This is a genomic window from Pantoea sp. GABEPS69, assembly GCF_045780835.1.
GTDB classification, from domain to species: Bacteria; Pseudomonadota; Gammaproteobacteria; order Enterobacterales; family Enterobacteriaceae; genus Pantoea; species Pantoea septica.
In genome coordinates this window covers 643,864-661,914 of sequence record NZ_CP118618.1, presented here as the reverse complement: position 1 = coordinate 661,914, position 18,051 = coordinate 643,864, and the positions used below count along the sequence as shown (strand labels likewise).

Below are 18,051 nucleotides of genomic sequence, written 5' to 3'. Positions count from 1 at the left end.
CATTTTTATAGGAATAATTTCGCCAGAAATGTAATGTAAGTGGTAATCATTATCAACTAGCTTTAGAGTAAGATGTATCTTACACCGCACGAATTGCCAAGCTGCGCCGTGCGCTCTTCTCTTTTTTCGCTACGGAAACCCTATGACTGAGAAACCGTCCGTCACCATTCACTACTGCACGCAGTGCAACTGGCTGCTGCGCTCCGCCTGGATGGCGCAGGAGCTGCTGCAAACCTTCGCGGACGACCTGTCGGCGGTGACGCTCAAGCCGGGCACCGGCGGCATTTTTGTTATTACCCTTGATAACGAGACGCTCTGGGAGCGTAAGCGCGACGGCGGTTTTCCCGATGCGGCGGCGCTGAAGCAGCGCGTGCGCGATCTCTGCTTCCCGGAGCGTTCGCTGGGTCATGTAGACAAGAAGAAGCCCTGAGGCAGCGGCGTTAGCTGGCGGCGATTTTATCCGCCGCCGCATTCAGCGCTTCGACCACCTTTTCCAGCGTTTCAGCCGAGATATCTTGCTGCGACAGGCGGCTATTGAGCGTGGTGCGTATGCGATGAATCGCCCGATCGACGTCGGGAAGGCTGCGGTTGTTAACCAACACCGCCAGCGACGAGAGACGCTCGATAAGGTGCGCGATATGCGCCTGCTGTTCAGCCAGCCGCGCGCGCCCTGCCGCATTCAACGTATAGGCCTTGCGCGACGCCTGCGCGTCCACCACGCGGATAGCGTCCATCTCTTCCAGCAGCGTCAGGTTGGGGTAAATAATGCCGGGGCTGGGAGAATATTCCCCTCTGGAAAGCTCTTCGATCGACTTGATCAGCTCATAGCCGTGCGCATCGTTTTGCGCGAGGAAGTGCAGCATTAACAGGCGGATATCGCTGGCATCCAGCATCTTCTCACGACGTTTGCGACGACCGCCGCATTCACCGCGCGCAGCGGAATCCTGGTGACACGAGAAAGCCGGATCCTGTTTCATTGCCTGCCTGAAGGGAGTTTTTACGGGAGGATGATAGTAGTCCGCCGCCTGGCAAAATTCAACACGGGCGGCGGCAGCAGTCTATCTGGCGTGCCAGTAAGCGACGGCGCGCACCTGGGCGGCATCCAGGCCGCGACGTTCGACAAAGTAGTCGCCGAGCGCTTTCGCGAACGCGCCTTCGCCGGTCAGCCAGATAAAGTAATCCTCCTGCGGCAGCCTGATGTTATCCAGCTCGGCAATTAGCGCCTCAAGCTTACCCGACTGCGCGACGCCGCTGCCGAGCCAGTGCACATTCACGCCGGCCAGATCTGGCAGGTAGTCGCGGCCGGTCGCCTCATCCACGCAGGCAAACAGATGAATCTCCTGCGCCTCGGCAGTCGCCACGCGGCGCTTAAAGGCCGGCAGGCTGGTTTCGTCGCAGACGTAGAGCTGAAACGCGTAGTCGGTCGGCACCACCAGCGAGCCGCGCGGGCCGCCGATAATTAACCGATCGCCCTCTTGCGCCTGCTGCGCCCAGCCGCTGGCGACGCCGCCCTCATGGATGTAGAAATCGATGGTCAGCGATGATTCGCCGTCAAAGGCGAGCGGCGTGTAGTCGCGCGCCGGCGGACGAGCGCCATTCGCCCAGACCACGCCTTCGTCGGTCATCTGCGGCAGCGGCAACTCCGCGCCGCTCTCCTGCGGGAAAAAGAGTTTGATATGGTCGTCAAAGCCTGGCGAAGCGAAGCCTGCAAGATCGCTGCCGTGAAACACCACGCGCCAGAATTCACCGGCGACGAGCGTTTTGCTGGCGACGCTGATGCGACGGAAACGCAGCTCGTTGCGCACGCGCTGCGGCGCGCGGCTGCGGGAGGCTCGGTTGTCGGAATGCATAAGTTCTCCTGTTACGCAGCTGGCCAGCGCCTTCGGCTGCAAACGTCATTACGTGAGATATTTTAGAAATGATTCTCATTTGAGACGCTCAGATTACTCATGATATATCTTACGCGCAAGGATGGATTGTGCTGTTTTCGCACAGCCGAAAACCTGCGCGGGCAAACGCCTGCACAGCGGTAAAAGAAGGGATAAAGCGAAGGCGCGCGCCGAATGAGCGCGCGTGGCAATCAGACGTTGTCGTTTAACACGTCTGAGCTGAACTGTTTTTGCGACTGCTGCGGCAGCGCATTGTCGCCCAGGATTTCGTGCTGGGTCGGCTGGGCATGCGGGTGCAGGCCGGCAGGCGGCGTAAAGGGTTCAGCCATCTGGGCGCTGGCGAAAAGCGGCAACGCAGCAAGCGCCGTAGCAAGGAACAGCGTAGAAAGTTTCATGATTGTCGTCGTTTTAACTGTCTGGTTCGGAATGAACCTGAAAGGCAGATGAATATCCAGTCCGGCAGGCCAAATGCACGATATCCGCATGGCTTCCGGGTTAAGGCAGGAATTTTACGCCAGAAAGCGCATCTATTTTATAAAATCGTGCGGTTTATCACATTTCACCGCACGAAAAGCCGTTTTCAGCTCTGGGCGACCGGTATCGAGAAGAGCCCCACCAGCGCATCCGGCGTCGAGGCTTTCATATCCAGTCGCAGCAGATCTTTGCCCTGCCGGCGCGCGACGCCCAGCGCGGGCAGATGCACGTAGTAGAGATCGGCGATAAAGCGCGTCAGCTGCTCGGGCGCGCCCTGCCAGGGAAAGGTGGCGTAGAGGCCGCGCGCCGAGGTCCAGTTGACGATTTGCGATCCCAGAATGTCGGCGTGCTGGCTCTCCAGCGCCTGGAACAGGCTGATATGCTGCTGCTCCGCCGCCGAGCTGCCCGGGCCGTACTGAAAGCCGAGCCAGCCGCGCTCGACGTGGGGCGCGGCCAGCTGCACGAAGTGGCGCGCCTGCTGCGCGACAGTTTGCGCATGGTCGCGCACGTAGTCGCCGAATTTGCACTCCCATTCGATCAGTTCGCCGCGCAGCTGCAGTTCATCGCGCTCCACCAGCTGCGCCTGCAGCATTTCGCCATATACGGAGATAGGCCCATGAAAGCTTTGCAGCTGCAGGTCAGGCACGCGGCGGAAGGCGCCCGGCGTAAGCGAGAAGTGACTTTTGAAGACGCGGGTGAAGTTCTGCTGGTTATCAAAGCCAAAACGCACCGCGATGTCGATCAGCGGCATGCGGGTCAGCCGCAGCGCCATAGCGGACATGGTGAGACGACGCTTGCGCGTATAGGCCGCCAGCGTCTGGCCGGTCATCTCTTTGAACATGCGCTGCATGTGCCATTTGGAGTAGCCGGATTTCAGGGTAATCAGATCGATATTAAGATCGTCGGTCAGATTCGCCTCAATCCAGTCCACCAGATCGCTGATGTACTGTTTTTTAACGTTCAGGCTGAGCATTTCGGTGCGGATCGTAGAAAGTATTGCGAGATTAGTCACATAATCATAACAAAAATGCCTTCCGCATGTAAGGAAGGGTAAAGGAAGCGTAAGCAAAGCGCGGGTAAAAGGCACTTAATGTTTAGCCAGAAAACCGAACAGAAAAGGCTGGCAAAGTCGGCCTGCTTATTATGGATGATGGTGCGGTGCTGGTGCAGACGCGGATGGCATGGCCCGATCGCAAAGTCGCTTTACGCATCCCTGCTCGCTCGTCCCGCGACATCCCTGTCGCGGGACGCTTTGCTCTTCGGTCCATGCCCTCCGCGTTTCAATATCTGTGCGGTTTTTACAAGGCTAAAACCCCGGATGCTCTTCGGTCCATGCCATCCGCATCCACTCCGACATTCACACCAGCATAAAAAAAGGCTGGCAGAGCCAGCCTTCATCATCAACCAGAAACCACTAGTGGCTGCGCATCCCTGCCGCTGTCATCATCATCCGGAACAGCGTGGCCACGACGCCGAGCGCCAGCACGCTTGCTCCATAGATCACCACCAGCCACAGAATGCGTTTCCACAACGGGGCTTTGGGTTCCTTGTGGTTTTTCACGCTGCCGACCTCGGTTCGCATATCAATGGTATCCTTCGTCTGCTTTGACTTTCCCACGGAACACGTAGTAGCTCCAGAAGGTGTAGCCCAGGATCATCGGAATAATTAACAAACTGCCCACCAGCATAAAGGCCTGGCTAATCGCCGGCGACGCCGCCTGCCAGATAGTCACCGAAGGCGGAATAATATTCGGCCATACGCTAATGCCCAGGCCAGAGAAGCCAAGGAAAATCAGCGCCAGCGTCAGCAGGAACGGCGAATAGTGCGCCTCGCGCTTAATGGCGCGCACAATGCCCCACGAGCAGAGCAGCACCAGCACCGGAACCGGCAGGAACCAGTAAAGGTTTGGACGGGTAAACCAGCGCTGCGCGATGGCGTCATGGCTGAACGGCGTCCAGAGACTGATAATGCCGACAACCACCAGCAGCGCGATCACCAGCGGCGTCGCCAGCGCAGACATCTTACGATGCAGCTCGTTCTCGGTTTTCATAATCAGCCAGGTACAGCCCAGCAGCGCATAGGCGATAACCAGACCCACGCCGCAGAACAGCGGGAACGGCGCCAGCCAGTCCATCGCCGAGCCGCTGAAATGACGGCCCGTCACCTTAATGCCGTCGAGCATCGCGCCGACCGCCACGCCCTGGCTAAAGGTCGCAAGCACAGAACCGGCAACGAACGACTTGTCCCAAAATGCGCGGTGCGTCTCGGTCGCCTTAAAGCGGAACTCGAAGGCAACGCCGCGGAAGATCAGACCGATCAGCATCGCCGTCAGCGGAATAGAGAGCGCATCGGCAATCACTGAATAGGCCAGCGGGAAGGCGCCATACAGGCCCGCGCCGCCCAGCACCAGCCAGGTCTCGTTACCGTCCCAGACCGGCGCGACGGTATTCACCATCATGTCGCGCTCGACCGCGTCCTTGTTAAAGGGAAACAGCAGGCCGATACCGAGATCGAAACCGTCCATGACGATGTACATCAGGGTGGCGAAAACAATAATCGCGAACCAGATAATGGAAAAATCGATCATTTTATTTTCCCTCCTGCGGATCGTTCAGACTTTCATGGGCCGCAGAGAGCGGACGAGCCGGGGTCTTGCCGTGGCCTGGACCGCCGTGACGCACATCCTTACCTTCGCCGGTAAGCGGGCCTTTCTTAATCAAGCGCACCATATAGACGTAACCTACGCCAAACACCGCGGAGTAAACCACGATAAAGGCCAGCAGGCTGATGCTCATATGCAGATCGCCATGACCGGAAACCGCGTCGATAGTGCGCTGCACGCCGTATACCACCCACGGCTGACGGCCAATTTCCGTGGTGAACCAGCCTGCCAGCAGCGCGATCAAGCCAGACGGCCCCATCAGCAAAGCAAACCACAGGAACGGACGCGACTGATAGAGACGGCCTTTATAGCGCAGCCACAGGCTGACCACGCCGAGCGTAATCATCAGCAGCCCCATCGCCACCATCACGCGGAACGACCAGAAGATAATCAGCGAGTTAGGACGATCCTCTTTCGGGAAGGTCTTCAGCGCCGGCACCTGCTTATCGAGGCTGTGGGTCAGAATCAAACTGCCGAGATAGGGAATTTCCACCGCGTATTTGGTGCGCTCTTCATCCATATCCGGGATACCGAACAGGATCAGCGGCGTCGCTTCGCCCGGCGGGTTCTCCCAGTGGCCTTCAATCGCGGCGATTTTCGCCGGCTGATGCTCAAGGGTGTTCAGACCGTGCGCATCGCCGATCATCGCCTGAATCGGCGCGACGATCAGCGCCATCCACAGCGCCATCGAGAACATCTTGCGGATCGCCGGGTTGTCGTTGCCGCGCAGCAGATGCCATGCGCCGGAGGCGCCGACAAAGAAGGCGCTGGCGAGGAACGCCGCCACCGACATATGGAACAGGCGATAGGGGAACGACGGGTTGAAGATGATTTTAAACCAGTCCTCCGGCACCACAATTCCGTTCTGGATCAGGTAGCCCTGCGGCGTATGCATCCAGCTGTTAGAGGCGAGGATCCAGAAGGTGGAGATCAGGGTGCCGAGCGCCACCATACAGGTCGCGAAAAAGTGCAGACCCGGACCGACGCGGTTCCAGCCGAACAGCATCACGCCGAGGAAGCCCGCTTCAAGGAAGAAGGCGGTCAGGACTTCATAGGTGAGCAACGGACCGGTAATACTGCCCGCGAACTGCGAGAAGCCGCTCCAGTTGGTACCGAACTGATAGGCCATCACCAGACCCGAGACCACGCCCATACCAAAGTTAACGGCGAAGACTTTGGACCAGAAGTGATAGAGATCGCGATAGGTTTCGTTACGACTTTTCAGCCACATCCCTTCGAGCACGGCCAGAAAGCTGGCGAGACCGATGGTAATGGCGGGAAAAAGGATATGAAAGGAGACAGTAAACGCGAACTGTATCCTGGCCAGGTGAAAGGCGTCTAATCCGAACATTGCTTACCTCGTTGCCACATATAACACCATATATTTACTTATAGTTAACAACTAAAGCACAGCGTTAATATTTACGCTGCGCTTAAGCCAATTGCTGACGCGAATTTATAAGAACTCGCGCCTGACAAACAGAAACAGTCTGGGATGCAAAAACTATAACAGCGTTTTTTGATTTTGGTCATTGTTTTTGTCCGCAATTACCTATTTTAACGCGATACTTTAGGTTAATTCAGAGGCATCAATGTGACATCTTTGTTATTTATTGTTGCGTGATTACAGCGGAGGAGAACCCAGGCGGCGCGGCGCCTCTTTCCTGGCGCAACGCCCTGTTTAGGCATGTTATTTTATCTATACCCACAGCTGAAAAGCGGTCAATTTTGCGGTTCGGCGCGGCGCTTAATGAAAGTAAATTAGGCATTTAGGCCATTAAGAATTCTTTTTAAGGCGTTACGTTTAAAAAACGTGACTTATCACCTCTGGCCATTATCGCTATTTCCGTCACGCTTAATTAACCCGCTGCGCAAACATGAAATAAAGTTGTTAATAACAATCAGAGGTTGCGCAGCGGGAATAAATGAATCAGCGCCGCTTTTTATTCAGGACGAATATTGCCCGCGCCCCATCGCCTGCTCGCGCGTGGCCGTACGGGAGCGCGCCGTCAGGCTTTTTCCCGCTGCGCCAGAATCCGGTCCACGTTGAGTTCCAGCCAGTCCGCCAGGCCGACCACCTGCCCTTCCAGCTCGCGGCCGAGCGGCGTCAGGCGATATTCTACGTGCGGCGGCACGACGTTATAGGCGATGCGCTCGACGAAGCCATCTTCTTCCATATGGCGCAGCGTCTGCGCCAGCATGCGCTCGCTGACGCCGCCGACCGCGCGGCGCAGTTCGCTAAAGCGCAGTGTGTCATTACGCAGCGCGAGAAAAATCAGCACGCTCCAGCGGCTGGTAACGCGCTTAAGCACCTCGCGCGACGGGCAGTTGACGTTGAGCAGTTCGCCGCGGCTAAATTTTTCACTTATCTTTTCAGACATTTAATCTCTTTTCTCTAAACTAACAAAGTTGTAAGTACTTACGAAAAGTTAGCTTATATCCTACTCTTGCTTTCGACAACGACAAACGCAAAGGAGAGAGAAAATGATTGCAGTGACAGGCGCAACCGGCCAGTTAGGCCGTCTGGTTATTGAAGCCCTGCTGAAAAAAGTGCCGGCAGAGCAGATCGTCGCCGCCGTGCGCTCGCCGGAAAAAGCCGCAGACCTGGCGGCGAAAGGCGTGACGGTGCGTAAGGCGGACTACAGCCAGCCGGATACCCTGATGTCAGCCTTTTCCGGCGTGGACAAGCTGCTGCTGATCTCCGGCAGCGAAGTGGGTCAGCGCGAAGCCCAGCATCAGGCGATCATCAATGCGGCCAAATCCGCGAATGTGAAATTTATTGCCTATACCAGCCTGCTGCATGCCGATAGCTCGCCGCTCGGCCTTGGCGTAGAACACCGCGCCACCGAGGCGCAGCTTCAGGCGTCGGGCATTCCTTACGCGCTGCTGCGCAACGGCTGGTACACCGAGAACTATGCGGCCAGCATTGCGCCTGCGCTGACGCATCACGCCTTTATCGGCGCGGCCGGTGGAGGCCGTATCGCTTCCGCCGCGCGTCGCGACTATGCCGAAGCAGCGGCAGAGGTAATCAGCCGCGACGATCAGGCAGGCAAAGTCTATGAGCTGGCGGGCGACGACAGCTATACGCTGGCGGAATTCGCCACAGAGATTGCGCGCCAGTCCGGCGAAAAAGTGGATTACGTTAATCTTTCAGAAGCTGAATTCGCCGCCGCGCTAAAAGGCGCCGGTCTGCCGGACGGCCTGGCGGAGATGCTGGCGGATTCCGACAAGGGCGCGTCGCAGGGCGGCCTGTTCGACGACTCGCGCAGCCTGAGCAAACTGATCGGTCGCGCCACCACGCCTTATCAGGAGGTCATTAAGGCGACGCTGGCGAAATAAGGCGAAAACCGGAGCGCGCCGCGGGTTCGACGCTCGAGTCCATCCGCGTCGCGTCTCTGACGCAGCACAGGGAGCGTAGGCTGCGGGAGAAGTCTCAGGGTACATTGCACGGCGAATCGGTTCTGATATTCCCCTCTTCGACATCGCCTGTGGCACTTCGGCGGTGCGCTCAGACGGGAATACCTGCGGCTGAAATACCACATGACCAAGAGGGTGCTATGTCTCTGTTTTCTGAATTTCGTCTGAAAGACGTGACGCTGCGCAACCGCATCGCGGTGCCGCCTATGTGCCAGTACAGCGCCGAGCAGGGCCTGATCAACGACTGGCATCGCGTGCACTACGCGGCGCTGGCGCGCGGCGGCGCGAGCCTGGTGATTGTCGAAGCGACCGCCGTTTCGCCGGAAGGCCGCATCACCCCCGGCTGTCTGGGCTTATGGAATGACGCGCAGGCCGAAGGGCTGGCGCAGGTCGCGCAGGCGATCAAAGCGGCGGGCGCCGTGCCGGGCATTCAGATCGGCCATGCCGGCCGTAAAGCGAGCGCCAATAAACCCTGGGAAGGCGACGACCATATCGCGGCTGACGACGGACGCGGCTGGGAGACGATTTCGCCTTCCGCTGTCGCCTTCGGCAACAATCTGCCGCAGGTGCCGCGCGCCATGACGCTCGACGATATCGCGCGCGTGCGCAACGACTTCGTGCAGGCGGCTATCCGCGCGCGCGAGGCAGGCTATGAGTGGCTGGAGCTGCACTTCGCGCACGGCTATCTGGCACAGAGCTTTTTCTCGGTGCACGCCAACCAGCGCACCGACCAGTACGGCGGCGACGCCACAGGCCGCAGCCGCTTCCTGCGCGAAACCTTCGACGCGGTGCGCGAAGTCTGGCCGGAAAACCTGCCGCTGACTGCGCGCTTCGGCGTGCTGGAGTATGACGGCCGCGACGAAGAGACGCTGGCTGAAGCCATCGACCTGACGCGCTACTGGCGCGCCAACGGTCTGGATCTGCTGAGCGTCAGCGTCGGCTTCTCCACGCCGGACGCCAATATTCCGTGGGGCACGCCGGCTTTCCTTGCGCCGATTGCCGAGCGCATTCGCCGCGAAGCGGATATCGCCGTCGCCTCTGCGTGGGGCATTGATGCGCCGCAGATCGCCAACGCCACCGTCGAGAAAGGCCAGCTTGATCTGGTGATGGTAGGCCGCGCACACCTGAAGAACCCGCACTGGCCTTATCAGGCGGCGCTGGCGCTCGACAAGCCGCAGCCGTCATGGGTGCTGCCTGCACCGTACGCGCACTGGCTGGAGCGCTATCGCGTAAGCGAGTAAAGCTTGCGACAAGCGACGCCGCCTGTTTTCTGGGGCGGACAATTTCTCGCTAATCCTGGTGCCCTCGCTGGAGGGCACCGCCGTTAATTGCGCAAAAATGCCACAAATTGCTCAACCCACAGCGCAACGGCAACGTCGGTTTTTGTCAATTTTTGCCGCTTTTTTTCAACTCTCCGCGATTTATTTCTGTTCTTGAAAGATTACTCCTAAATAGATGTTTTAAGCGCAGCGCGTTATTTACTTGATAACCAGAGCAATTCCGCTAAATAACCCATTGATAGACAATTTTTATTACGTTCATAGATATTCTGCATTGTTGTTTGCGCCTGCCATAAGTCTATAATTTTTCTTTTATGAAACCCTCAGACTCCAGGAGGCCGCTATTAATACTTATCGCCAGCAACTCAACGCATTCGATGAGGTTCGCAAAGGGGCGGAAGTTGAGTATCAATACGATCCCCACGAGCTCAAGCTTGATCGTATGCAGGATTCCGAGCCGGAACCGGAGCTGATTGAAGGCTTACCGGCGCCAGACGCGCTCACGCCTGCCGATCGCTACATGGAGCTGTTCGAGCATGTGCAGATGTCGCGCATCTTCGAAGACAGCAAAACCTTTCCCGACTGCTCGCCTAAATACGATCCGCTGGACGTTTTAATGCGTTATCGTCGTCAGAAACGCAGCCGCGATTTCGATCTGGCGCGCTTTGTGGCGGACCATTTTTATTTACCGGCGATAAACGAAAGTTTTTACGTTTCGAATCCAGATAAAACGCTGAACGAGCATATCGATGCGCTGTGGCCGGTGTTAACCAAAATGCCGCAGCAGCATTTGCCGCATTCTTCTCTGCTGCCGCTGCCGAAACCTTACGTGGTGCCCGGCGGCCGCTTCGGCGAGACTTACTACTGGGACTCCTACTTCACCATGCTTGGCCTGGCGGAGAGTGGACGCGACGATTTGCTGCGCCATATGGCGGACAATTTCGCGTGGCTGATCGACAACTACGGCCATATTCCCAACGGCAACCGCACCTACTACCTGAGCCGCTCACAGCCACCGGTGTTCGCGCTGATGGTCGAGCTGTTTGAAGAAGATGGCGTGCGCGGCGCGAAACGCTATCTCGACCAGCTGATGAAAGAGTATCAGTTCTGGATGGACGGCGCGGGCGCGCTGATGCCGCGTCAGGCCTACCGCCACGTGGTGCGTATGGCTGACGGCTCGCTGCTGAACCGCTACTGGGACGACCGCGATACGCCGCGTGACGAGTCCTGGATTGAAGATGTCGAGACGGCGCGTCATTCCAGCCGACCGGCGAGCGAAGTGTATCGCGATCTGCGCGCGGGCGCGGCATCCGGCTGGGACTACTCTTCCCGCTGGCTGCGCGATCCCAAACGGCTGGCCAGCATTCGCACCACGCAGTTCATTCCGATCGATTTGAACGCGTTTCTCTACAAGCTGGAGCTGATGATCGCCACGCTCTCCCATGCGAAAGGCGAAGAGCTGACCGCGCTGGCGTGGCAGAAGAAGGCGGAAGCGCGCAAACGTGCGATTAACCGCTACCTGTGGGACAGCACGGCGGGCGTCTATCGCGACTACGACTGGCGCCGCGAGCGCTTCGGCGCCTTTACCGCCGCCGCCGTGGTGCCGCTGTTTGTCGGCCTTGCCACGCCGAAACAGGCGCACCTGCAGGCTATCGCGCTGCGTCAGCTGCTGCTTACCAGCGGCGGTCTGGTCGCTTCAATGGTTGAAAGCGGCGAGCAGTGGGACAAACCCAACGGCTGGGCGCCGCTGCAGTGGATGGCGATTATTGGACTCAACCAGTACGGTGAAGAGACGCTGGCGACGGAGATCGCGGTCAACTGGCTTACTACGGTGAACAATTTCTATCAGCTGCACCATAAGCTGGTAGAGAAATATGACATCAGCGGCGATCGCGCCCGTCCCGGCGGCGGCGGCGAATATCCGCTGCAGGACGGCTTCGGCTGGACCAACGGCGTCACGCGTCGCCTGATGGCGATGTATGGCCATCTGATGGTCAACTAGCGCATTTCCGCGCTGGCGCAAAGCTTATGCAAAAAAGGCGTTTAGCGCGTCCCTGACGCGCTTTTATCATCAGCCTGATGATAACCCTCTGACAGGAACGCCCATGAAACCCTTTAGTCCGTTACTGGGCGGTGCGCTGTTGCTCACCGCCCTTTTCTCGTTCTCTACGCACGCAGATGAAACCCTTCGCATCGGCTATCAGAAATCCTCTACGCTGCTGACGCTGATCAAGCAGCGCGGCGATCTCGACAAAGCCCTGGCGGCGCAGGGCGTAAAGGTAAGCTGGCATGAATTCTCCAGCGGACTGCCGCTGCTGGAGGCGCTCAATCTCAATAACGTCGATCTTTCGGCCGATGTCGCCGACACCGTGCCGCTGTTCGCCCAGGCGGCGGGCGCGAACCTCACCTACTATGCGCGTGAAACCCCGTCGCCGGCGGCGCAGGCGATTCTGGTGCCTGCCGATTCGCCGATAAAAACATTACAGGACTTAAAAGGGAAAAAGATCGCCGTGACCAAAGCGGCGGGCAGCCACTATCTGCTGATTGCCGCCCTTAAGAAAGCCGGGCTGAGCTTCAGCGACGTTTCGCCCGCCTGGCTGACGCCCGCTGACGGACGCGCGGCGCTGGAAAACGGCAGCGTCGCCGCCTGGGTCACCTGGGAGCCCTACGTTACCAGCGCGCAGGTTGAACAGCACGCGCGCGTGCTCGCCAGCGGCAGAGGGCTGGCGAACTATCAGCGCTACTACCTTGCGTCGACGCCCTACGCCAGCGCGCATCCTCAAGTGCTGAACAGCGTCTATCGCGCGCTGAAGCAGGAAGCCGCCTGGCTGAAAGCGAATCCTGCCCAGGCGGCGGCGCTGCTTTCGCCGCTGTGGGGCAAACTGCCCGCGGCGACGATTGAGAAGGCGAATGCCCAGCGCAGCTACCAGGTTGAGCCGGTGAAGAAAAGCGATCTGGCGGAGCAGCAGATCATCGCCGATGCCTTCTACGATGCGAAGCTGCTGCCGACGCGCATCGATGCGCAGGCACCGGCCGTCTGGCAGCCCGCAGCGCCCTGATCTTGTCGCTGGCTCAGCCGAGCCAGCCTGTTTCACACGTCGCTTGCGATGAATAGTAAGTACATACTTTCAATAATCGGACTGATATATCTGACTTTTGACAGAAATCATATTAACTCTTTTTCTTTGGACCTTATCCAGATTTGTTTTCACTGCGCGCCAGCGATATTTAAGGCGCTGGCGCCCAATCCGTTACTTCGCGCTAACCTGCTGTAATCACAACGATGTTGATGCGCACGCTTCTCTGGCGCAACGCAATCAAAGCACCCACGACTCGTCTCCGTACAGGCAGGCCGCTGTCAGCTGCTGTTATTCCTTTTTTAATGTAAAGAGGATGGTTTCCACCAGGCCTGCGGTCTTTCATCGAACCGCGATAAAAAAGCGTTCTTTGTCCGGGTGCAATTTCACAAAATTTTCACCCGCTATTAAACAAAAGTGGCATGCAAAATGCATTTTTCCATTCACAGCAAGGAGTTAGCTAAATTTACTTTTTTGCCTGCTGCAAAATTTAAATGCCATTCTCTCGCGCATAATTGTACAAGCTGCAGATCCTTGTATAAATTAAAGCGATTTTTCAATAATCGATATCAGTCGTGCTGCGCCATGTAAATCTGAAAGTTAACTTTTCTTCTGCGCCATTTTTTACAAAAAACAATAAAAAAACCGGACAGGGAAAAGACCGAGTCCGGTTTAATTATGGCGATCCTGATTTTCAGAGAAAGACAGGAACATGCTCTTGTCAGGTGTGTTTCGCAAGGAGAACTAAAAGAGAAAAAAGATGACTCACCCGCGGTCAGATGTTGACAGCCAATACATCTAACTTACTGATATTTCAGCTACGACGGCTAATCTTACCTCCTTTCCGCCCGGCTTCGATTGCGCGCTCAGGGTTATTTTTGAAATTGCCGCCGCTCTTCTGGCCGCCTTTTCTACCTGCTTCTGCTGCACGCTCACGATCCACCGCAAAGTTCCCGGCTCCACCACGATATTGAGACATACTGTGTTCCTCTTAAGGATTAATAATAAAAATATCACAGCCTACGCTTCATCAGCGTCGATGGCGCAGGGTTAAATGTAGCTTTTAAAAATAATGGATCAAGTATTGGTTGCCAGCGAATAAAAAAAAGTTGTCGGCAATAACAAACAAATCAATGTGCCAACTATTTCTTGAGGAAATCATGTTTTCCCGTTATCAGCGTGTAAAAAACCTCAGATCTTTCCTGTTATTTAGCCTTATAAAGGCGCAAAACAACTCTATTTAACCTTCTCTCAAGAGGAATAGCATTATTTAAGCGAAGCGTGAAAGAGGGAGCAGCAGGCATAATTAAGCGAAGCGGTTGATCATAAAACGATCGTTTTATACAGAAAAATAGGATAATTCCTCACTCAATAAGCGAGGCGTAAAAGGTAAATAAAGCGAAGCGGTATAAAAGGCCATTCTATGCGCTAAAGAATTAAAAACGATCAATAAACAACCTGACCTTCAGCTTATTGAGGCTGCGGTTTTCTGAACCTTATTTGGCGCATGCGCGTTAAGCGAAGCGCAAATAAAAAACGCCCGCATGGGCGTTTAGCGTCAGATTTACAGAAAATGCGATTAATGCTGCTGTAAAAACGCCAGCAGATCCTGATTGAGCTGCTCCTGATGCGTCACGGCGAAACCGTGCGGGCCGTTGTCGTAAACCTTAAGTTCCGATCCGGCGATCAGCTTGTGCGCCAGCTTGCCGGTTGCTTCGAACGGCACGATCTGGTCGTTGCTGCCGTGAATGATCAGCGTCGGCACGTCTACTTTCGCCACGTCGCCGCGAAAATCGGTTTGCGAGAAGGCGGTAACGCAGTCGAGAGTGCCTTTCAGCGACGCCAGCAGCGCGATATTCAACGTCTGCGTCAGCACGCCGTCGGAGACGGTCTGCCCGGCGTTGATGCCATAAAACGGCGTGGCGAACTCTTTGATAAACTGCGCGCGATCTTTGCGCAGCCCGTCGATAATGCCGTCGAACACCGCTTTTTCCGGTCCTTCCGGATGATCGGCGGTTTGACCGAAGATCGGCGTGACCGCGCCGAGCAGCACTAGGCTTTTCACTTTTTCCGTGCCGTAGCGGCCGATATAGCGCGTCACGTCGCCGCCGCCCATAGAGAAGCCTACCAGCGTTACGTCGTTCAGCCCCAGATGTTCAATCAGGCCGTGAATATCCTCGGCAAAGGTATCGTAGTCGTAACCCTCCCACGGCTGATCGGAACGACCAAAACCACGACGGTCGAAAGCAATCGCACGGTAGCCGTTTTCGGCCAGGTGAACCAGCTGGCTCTCCCACATATCAGCATCGAGCGGCCAGCCGTGGCTGAACAGAATCGGCTGCCCTTTGCCGTAATCTTTGAAGTAAATGCTTACGCCATCTTTCGTCGTGAAGGTGCTCATATCGGGTCTCCGTTATCAGTGAGGTTGTGTCTCGCTAATCAAGCTAACCTGGACGTACCGTAAAACCTAAAGCAGAAATTTTAATAAGTCGTTAAAGAATTTTAGCGGCCGGCGTTGTGAAAAAATCCTGGATAAGTTGCCGCAGATATTCCGCTATCAAGCCTGGCAGAGCGCCCGTAATGTTCCAGCTATCGCTACTTAATGACGCTGCGCTAACCGCCGCGGCCGGAGACTGAAGATGAGCCAGAATATGACCCCCACGCCTGCGGGCGGCGCCTTCTCCCCTTTTCGCTACGCCATGTTCGCCCTGATATGGAGCGCTTCGGTGCTGGGCAATACCGGCAGTTTTATCCGCGACGTCGCCAGCTCCTGGCTGATTACCGGACTGTCGGATAATCCCGCCGCGGTGGCGCTGATGCAGACCGCCGCCACGCTGCCGGTGTTTTTGCTGGCGCTGCCGGCGGGCGTGCTGTCCGATATTTTTGACCGTCGCCGCCTGCTGATCGCCATTCAGATCCTGATGGCCAGCGTCAGCGGCGCGCTGCTGATCCTCTCGCATAACAACTGGCTGACGGCGGAGTGGCTGATTGGGCTGACCTTCGTCGGCGGCATCGGCGCGGCGCTGTTCGGGCCGGCCTGGCAGGCGATCGTGCCGGAGCTGGTGCCGCGCAAGGAGATGAAAAACGCGGTCGCGCTTAACTCGCTCGGCATTAATATCGCGCGCGCCATCGGTCCGGCCACCGGCGGCCTGCTGCTGGCGAGCATTGGCGCGATGGCGGCCTACGGCGCGGATGTCGCCAGCTACTTTATCGTTATCGCCGCCCTGCTGTGCTGGAAGCGCCCGGCGAAAGCGCAGGATGCGCTGAACGAGCACTTCTTCGGCGCCTTTCGCGCCGGGCTGCGCTACGTCAAAGCGAGCCGCGAGCTGCACCGCGTGCTGTTTCGCGCCGCGATGTTCTTTATCTTCGCCAGCGCGCTCTGGGCACTGCTGCCGCTGGTGGCGCGCCAGCTGCTGCAGGGCACGGCGGGTTTTTACGGCATGATGCTCGGCGCGGTGGGTATCGGCGCGATTGCCGGCGCGCTATTGCTGCCACGCCTGCGCGCCCGGATGAGCGCCGATGCGCTGCTGCTGCTCGCCGCCGCTATCAACGGCCTGGTGATGCTCGGCTTAGCGCTGACGCCGCCGCAGTGGCTGGCGCTGCTGCTGATGCTGGTGCTCGGCAGCGGCTGGATCGTGGCGCTGACCACGCTGAACGGCGTCGCCCAGGCGGTGCTGCCGGACTGGGTGCGCGGCCGCGGGCTGGCGGTCTATCTGATGGTGTTTAACGGCGCGCTGGCGGGCGGTAGCCTGCTGTGGGGTCTGGTGGCGCAGCAGGCGGGCGTGGTGGCGACGCTGGTGGTCGCGGCGGCGGCGCTGATGCTGAGCGCGCTGCTGCTGCGTCGCAAAACGCTGCCGCAGGGCGAGGCGGATCTGCAGCCCGCGCTGCACTGGCAGGAACCGGCGGTGGCGGAAAGCATCGACGCGCGTCGCGGTCCGGTGATGGTGCAGATCCACTACCGCGTGGCGGAAGAGGATCGCCCCGCCTTCCTGGTGGCCATCAATAAGCTGGCGCTGGCGCGTCGTCGCGATGGCGCTTACGCCTGGGGCGTTATGTCGCATACGGAAGACGCGGCGCTGATTCAGGAGTGGTTTTTAGTGGAATCCTGGCAGGAGCATCTGCGTCAGCATCAGCGCGTATCGAAAGCGGACGCGGCGCTGCAGGCGGCGGTGCTGGCGTTCCATCAGGACGAAGGCGCGCCGAAAGCGCACCACTTTATCTCGCTCTAGCTTCAGGCGCGCGGCGCGGCGGCCGCGCGCTTTTGCTCAGGGCGCGGCGTAAATGTCGCGCAGTCCCTCCAGGCTTTGCAGCCTTTCGCGCCACCAGCGCGCCGCATTGCCGCTGGCGCTCTCATTCCATGCCATATAAGCCATATCGCGCCGCGTTTCGCTGTCGAGCCGGCGCGCCACCAGCGTGCCGTCCGCCAGATGCGGCGCGGCGAGATAGCTCGGCAGATAGCCGCATCCCAGACCCGCCAGCTGCGCCTGCAGCTTGGCATGAAAGTCGTGCACGCTCAGCGTTTTCTGTTCGTCCAGCACGCGCAGATCCACGCCGGCGCCGTGGCGCGAGGAGTCGTGCACCGTGACCGCGCGATACTGGCGGATCTGCTCGCGCAGCAGCGGCTCCGGCATCTGTGCCAGCGGATGGGACGGCGCGACGGCAAAAACATAGTCGAGCCAGCCCAGCGCCACGCAGCCGATATCTTTGCGCGTCGCCGGCTCCTGCACCGCGCCGAACACCAGATCCGCCTCGCCGTAGCTCAGCGCCTCCCAGCAGCCCGCCAGCACATCCTGACGAAACTGCAGCTGCGTATGGGGATGCTGCTGATAGAACTCGTCAATCAGCGGCGACAGCAGGGAAAACGGCACCGAGGCGTCAACGCTAATGGTCAGGTTGCTCTCCCAGCCGCTCTCGACGTAGCGCGCCTGCTGCTCCAGTTCGTTGACGGCACGCAGCAGCGCGCGTCCTTTTTCCAGCATCAGCCGTCCGGTTGGGGTGAAGGTGGCGCGGTGACCTGAGCGATCGAGCAGCGTGATCTTCATGTCGCCTTCCATCTTCTGCACCGTATAGCTTAGCGCCGACGCGGTTTTAAACAGCCGCGCAGCCGCCGCCGCGAAGGTGCCGTGACGGTCGAGCGCATCCAGAATCAGCAGCGCCTCGAGGTTTAATCGCATTCCTCAGTTCTCCCCAAAATTTGTTGAACAACAACCCAAAATCATTCCGCTAACAATAAAGATTCTCATCTCGTATT

At 58.0% G+C, this 18,051-nt stretch carries 17 protein-coding genes; 6 read left to right on the top strand and 11 right to left on the bottom strand.

From position 1 onward, the window contains the following. Positions 1 to 142: 142 nt before the first annotated feature. Positions 143 to 430, top strand: coding sequence for a SelT/SelW/SelH family protein (locus PVE98_RS03220; RefSeq protein WP_033752326.1), 288 nt, complete (start codon positions 143 to 145; stop codon positions 428 to 430). 10 nt (positions 431 to 440) lie between these two features. Here the strand turns inward: PVE98_RS03220 and PVE98_RS03215 are convergent, their stop codons facing one another. From PVE98_RS03215 to PVE98_RS03180, 8 genes are all read right to left on the bottom strand, one after another. Then, a complete protein-coding gene (locus tag PVE98_RS03215; protein WP_033752328.1) occupies positions 441 to 977 on the bottom strand; it encodes a PadR family transcriptional regulator in 537 nt (178 codons plus the stop codon). Between the two features lie 81 nt (positions 978 to 1,058). Continuing rightward, positions 1,059 to 1,850, bottom strand: a complete 792-nt coding sequence (locus PVE98_RS03210) for a siderophore-interacting protein (protein WP_096073779.1) — start codon at positions 1,848 to 1,850, stop codon at positions 1,059 to 1,061. Positions 1,851 to 2,080: 230 nt separating this feature from the next. Continuing rightward, on the bottom strand, positions 2,081 to 2,284 hold the full coding sequence (locus PVE98_RS03205) for a hypothetical protein (protein WP_033752333.1): 204 nt from the start codon (positions 2,282 to 2,284) through the stop codon (positions 2,081 to 2,083). Between the two features lie 185 nt (positions 2,285 to 2,469). Next, a complete protein-coding gene (locus PVE98_RS03200) occupies positions 2,470 to 3,336 on the bottom strand; it encodes a helix-turn-helix domain-containing protein (protein WP_033752335.1) in 867 nt (288 codons plus the stop codon). A 441-nt stretch (positions 3,337 to 3,777) separates the two neighbouring features. Next, positions 3,778 to 3,945 carry a DUF2474 domain-containing protein gene (locus PVE98_RS03195; RefSeq protein ID WP_065426289.1) on the bottom strand — a complete coding sequence of 56 codons (168 nt, stop codon included), beginning with the start codon at positions 3,943 to 3,945 and terminating at the stop codon, positions 3,778 to 3,780. A gap of 1 nt (position 3,946) precedes the next feature. Continuing rightward, entirely contained in the window at positions 3,947 to 4,951 is a 1,005-nt protein-coding gene (gene cydB, locus PVE98_RS03190) for a cytochrome d ubiquinol oxidase subunit II (protein ID WP_033752337.1), read from the bottom strand. A 1-nt stretch (position 4,952) separates the two neighbouring features. Further along, complete coding sequence (locus tag PVE98_RS03185; RefSeq protein ID WP_033752340.1) at positions 4,953 to 6,377, bottom strand: cytochrome ubiquinol oxidase subunit I; 1,425 nt, start codon at positions 6,375 to 6,377, stop codon at positions 4,953 to 4,955. Between the two features lie 658 nt (positions 6,378 to 7,035). Continuing rightward, entirely contained in the window at positions 7,036 to 7,407 is a 372-nt protein-coding gene (locus PVE98_RS03180; protein WP_033752343.1) for a helix-turn-helix domain-containing protein, read from the bottom strand. Positions 7,408 to 7,510: 103 nt separating this feature from the next. Between PVE98_RS03180 and PVE98_RS03175 the strand changes: the two genes are divergently transcribed. From PVE98_RS03175 to PVE98_RS03160, 4 genes are all read left to right on the top strand, one after another. Then, entirely contained in the window at positions 7,511 to 8,365 is an 855-nt protein-coding gene (locus tag PVE98_RS03175; RefSeq protein ID WP_033752346.1) for an SDR family oxidoreductase, read from the top strand. Positions 8,366 to 8,583: 218 nt separating this feature from the next. Next, positions 8,584 to 9,684 carry an NADH:flavin oxidoreductase/NADH oxidase gene (locus PVE98_RS03170; protein WP_096073781.1) on the top strand — a complete coding sequence of 367 codons (1,101 nt, stop codon included), beginning with the start codon at positions 8,584 to 8,586 and terminating at the stop codon, positions 9,682 to 9,684. A 382-nt stretch (positions 9,685 to 10,066) separates the two neighbouring features. Further along, positions 10,067 to 11,725: an alpha,alpha-trehalase gene (locus tag PVE98_RS03165; RefSeq protein ID WP_033752351.1), complete on the top strand. Its 1,659-nt coding sequence runs from the start codon at positions 10,067 to 10,069 to the stop codon at positions 11,723 to 11,725. Between the two features lie 103 nt (positions 11,726 to 11,828). Continuing rightward, positions 11,829 to 12,782 carry an aliphatic sulfonate ABC transporter substrate-binding protein gene (locus PVE98_RS03160; RefSeq protein ID WP_096073782.1) on the top strand — a complete coding sequence of 318 codons (954 nt, stop codon included), beginning with the start codon at positions 11,829 to 11,831 and terminating at the stop codon, positions 12,780 to 12,782. A gap of 832 nt (positions 12,783 to 13,614) precedes the next feature. On the opposite strand, the gene PVE98_RS03155 is transcribed toward PVE98_RS03160, so the two are convergent. Further along, on the bottom strand, positions 13,615 to 13,779 hold the full coding sequence (locus PVE98_RS03155; RefSeq protein WP_071997459.1) for a general stress protein: 165 nt from the start codon (positions 13,777 to 13,779) through the stop codon (positions 13,615 to 13,617). A 600-nt stretch (positions 13,780 to 14,379) separates the two neighbouring features. Then, positions 14,380 to 15,201, bottom strand: a complete 822-nt coding sequence (locus PVE98_RS03150) for an alpha/beta fold hydrolase (RefSeq protein WP_096073783.1) — start codon at positions 15,199 to 15,201, stop codon at positions 14,380 to 14,382. Positions 15,202 to 15,439: 238 nt separating this feature from the next. On the opposite strand from PVE98_RS03150, the gene PVE98_RS03145 reads away from it, so the two are divergent. Beyond that, entirely contained in the window at positions 15,440 to 17,029 is a 1,590-nt protein-coding gene (locus PVE98_RS03145) for an MFS transporter (protein WP_096073784.1), read from the top strand. 36 nt (positions 17,030 to 17,065) lie between these two features. On the opposite strand, the gene PVE98_RS03140 is transcribed toward PVE98_RS03145, so the two are convergent. Next, positions 17,066 to 17,974 (bottom strand): LysR substrate-binding domain-containing protein, encoded by a 909-nt coding sequence (locus PVE98_RS03140; RefSeq protein WP_096073785.1) that lies wholly within the window; start codon positions 17,972 to 17,974, stop codon positions 17,066 to 17,068. Positions 17,975 to 18,051 lie beyond the last annotated feature (77 nt).

Excerpts from the sequence above, each read along its gene's own strand:
- PVE98_RS03145 (WP_096073784.1), top strand. The coding sequence starts at position 15,440 with ATGAGCCAGAATATGACCCCCACGCCTGCGGGCGGCGCCTTCTCCCCT.
- PVE98_RS03170 (WP_096073781.1), top strand. The coding sequence starts at position 8,584 with ATGTCTCTGTTTTCTGAATTTCGTCTGAAAGACGTGACGCTGCGCAAC.
- cydB (WP_033752337.1), bottom strand. The coding sequence starts at position 4,951 with ATGATCGATTTTTCCATTATCTGGTTCGCGATTATTGTTTTCGCCACC.
- PVE98_RS03205 (WP_033752333.1), bottom strand. The coding sequence starts at position 2,284 with ATGAAACTTTCTACGCTGTTCCTTGCTACGGCGCTTGCTGCGTTGCCG.
- PVE98_RS03175 (WP_033752346.1), top strand. The coding sequence starts at position 7,511 with ATGATTGCAGTGACAGGCGCAACCGGCCAGTTAGGCCGTCTGGTTATT.
- PVE98_RS03150 (WP_096073783.1), bottom strand. The coding sequence starts at position 15,201 with ATGAGCACCTTCACGACGAAAGATGGCGTAAGCATTTACTTCAAAGAT.
- PVE98_RS03160 (WP_096073782.1), top strand. The coding sequence starts at position 11,829 with ATGAAACCCTTTAGTCCGTTACTGGGCGGTGCGCTGTTGCTCACCGCC.
- PVE98_RS03215 (WP_033752328.1), bottom strand. The coding sequence starts at position 977 with ATGAAACAGGATCCGGCTTTCTCGTGTCACCAGGATTCCGCTGCGCGC.
- PVE98_RS03210 (WP_096073779.1), bottom strand. The coding sequence starts at position 1,850 with ATGCATTCCGACAACCGAGCCTCCCGCAGCCGCGCGCCGCAGCGCGTG.
- PVE98_RS03185 (WP_033752340.1), bottom strand. The coding sequence starts at position 6,377 with ATGTTCGGATTAGACGCCTTTCACCTGGCCAGGATACAGTTCGCGTTT.
- PVE98_RS03155 (WP_071997459.1), bottom strand. The coding sequence starts at position 13,779 with ATGTCTCAATATCGTGGTGGAGCCGGGAACTTTGCGGTGGATCGTGAG.
- PVE98_RS03180 (WP_033752343.1), bottom strand. The coding sequence starts at position 7,407 with ATGTCTGAAAAGATAAGTGAAAAATTTAGCCGCGGCGAACTGCTCAAC.
- PVE98_RS03140 (WP_096073785.1), bottom strand. The coding sequence starts at position 17,974 with ATGCGATTAAACCTCGAGGCGCTGCTGATTCTGGATGCGCTCGACCGT.
- PVE98_RS03200 (WP_033752335.1), bottom strand. The coding sequence starts at position 3,336 with ATGCTCAGCCTGAACGTTAAAAAACAGTACATCAGCGATCTGGTGGAC.
- PVE98_RS03195 (WP_065426289.1), bottom strand. The coding sequence starts at position 3,945 with ATGCGAACCGAGGTCGGCAGCGTGAAAAACCACAAGGAACCCAAAGCC.
- PVE98_RS03220 (WP_033752326.1), top strand. The coding sequence starts at position 143 with ATGACTGAGAAACCGTCCGTCACCATTCACTACTGCACGCAGTGCAAC.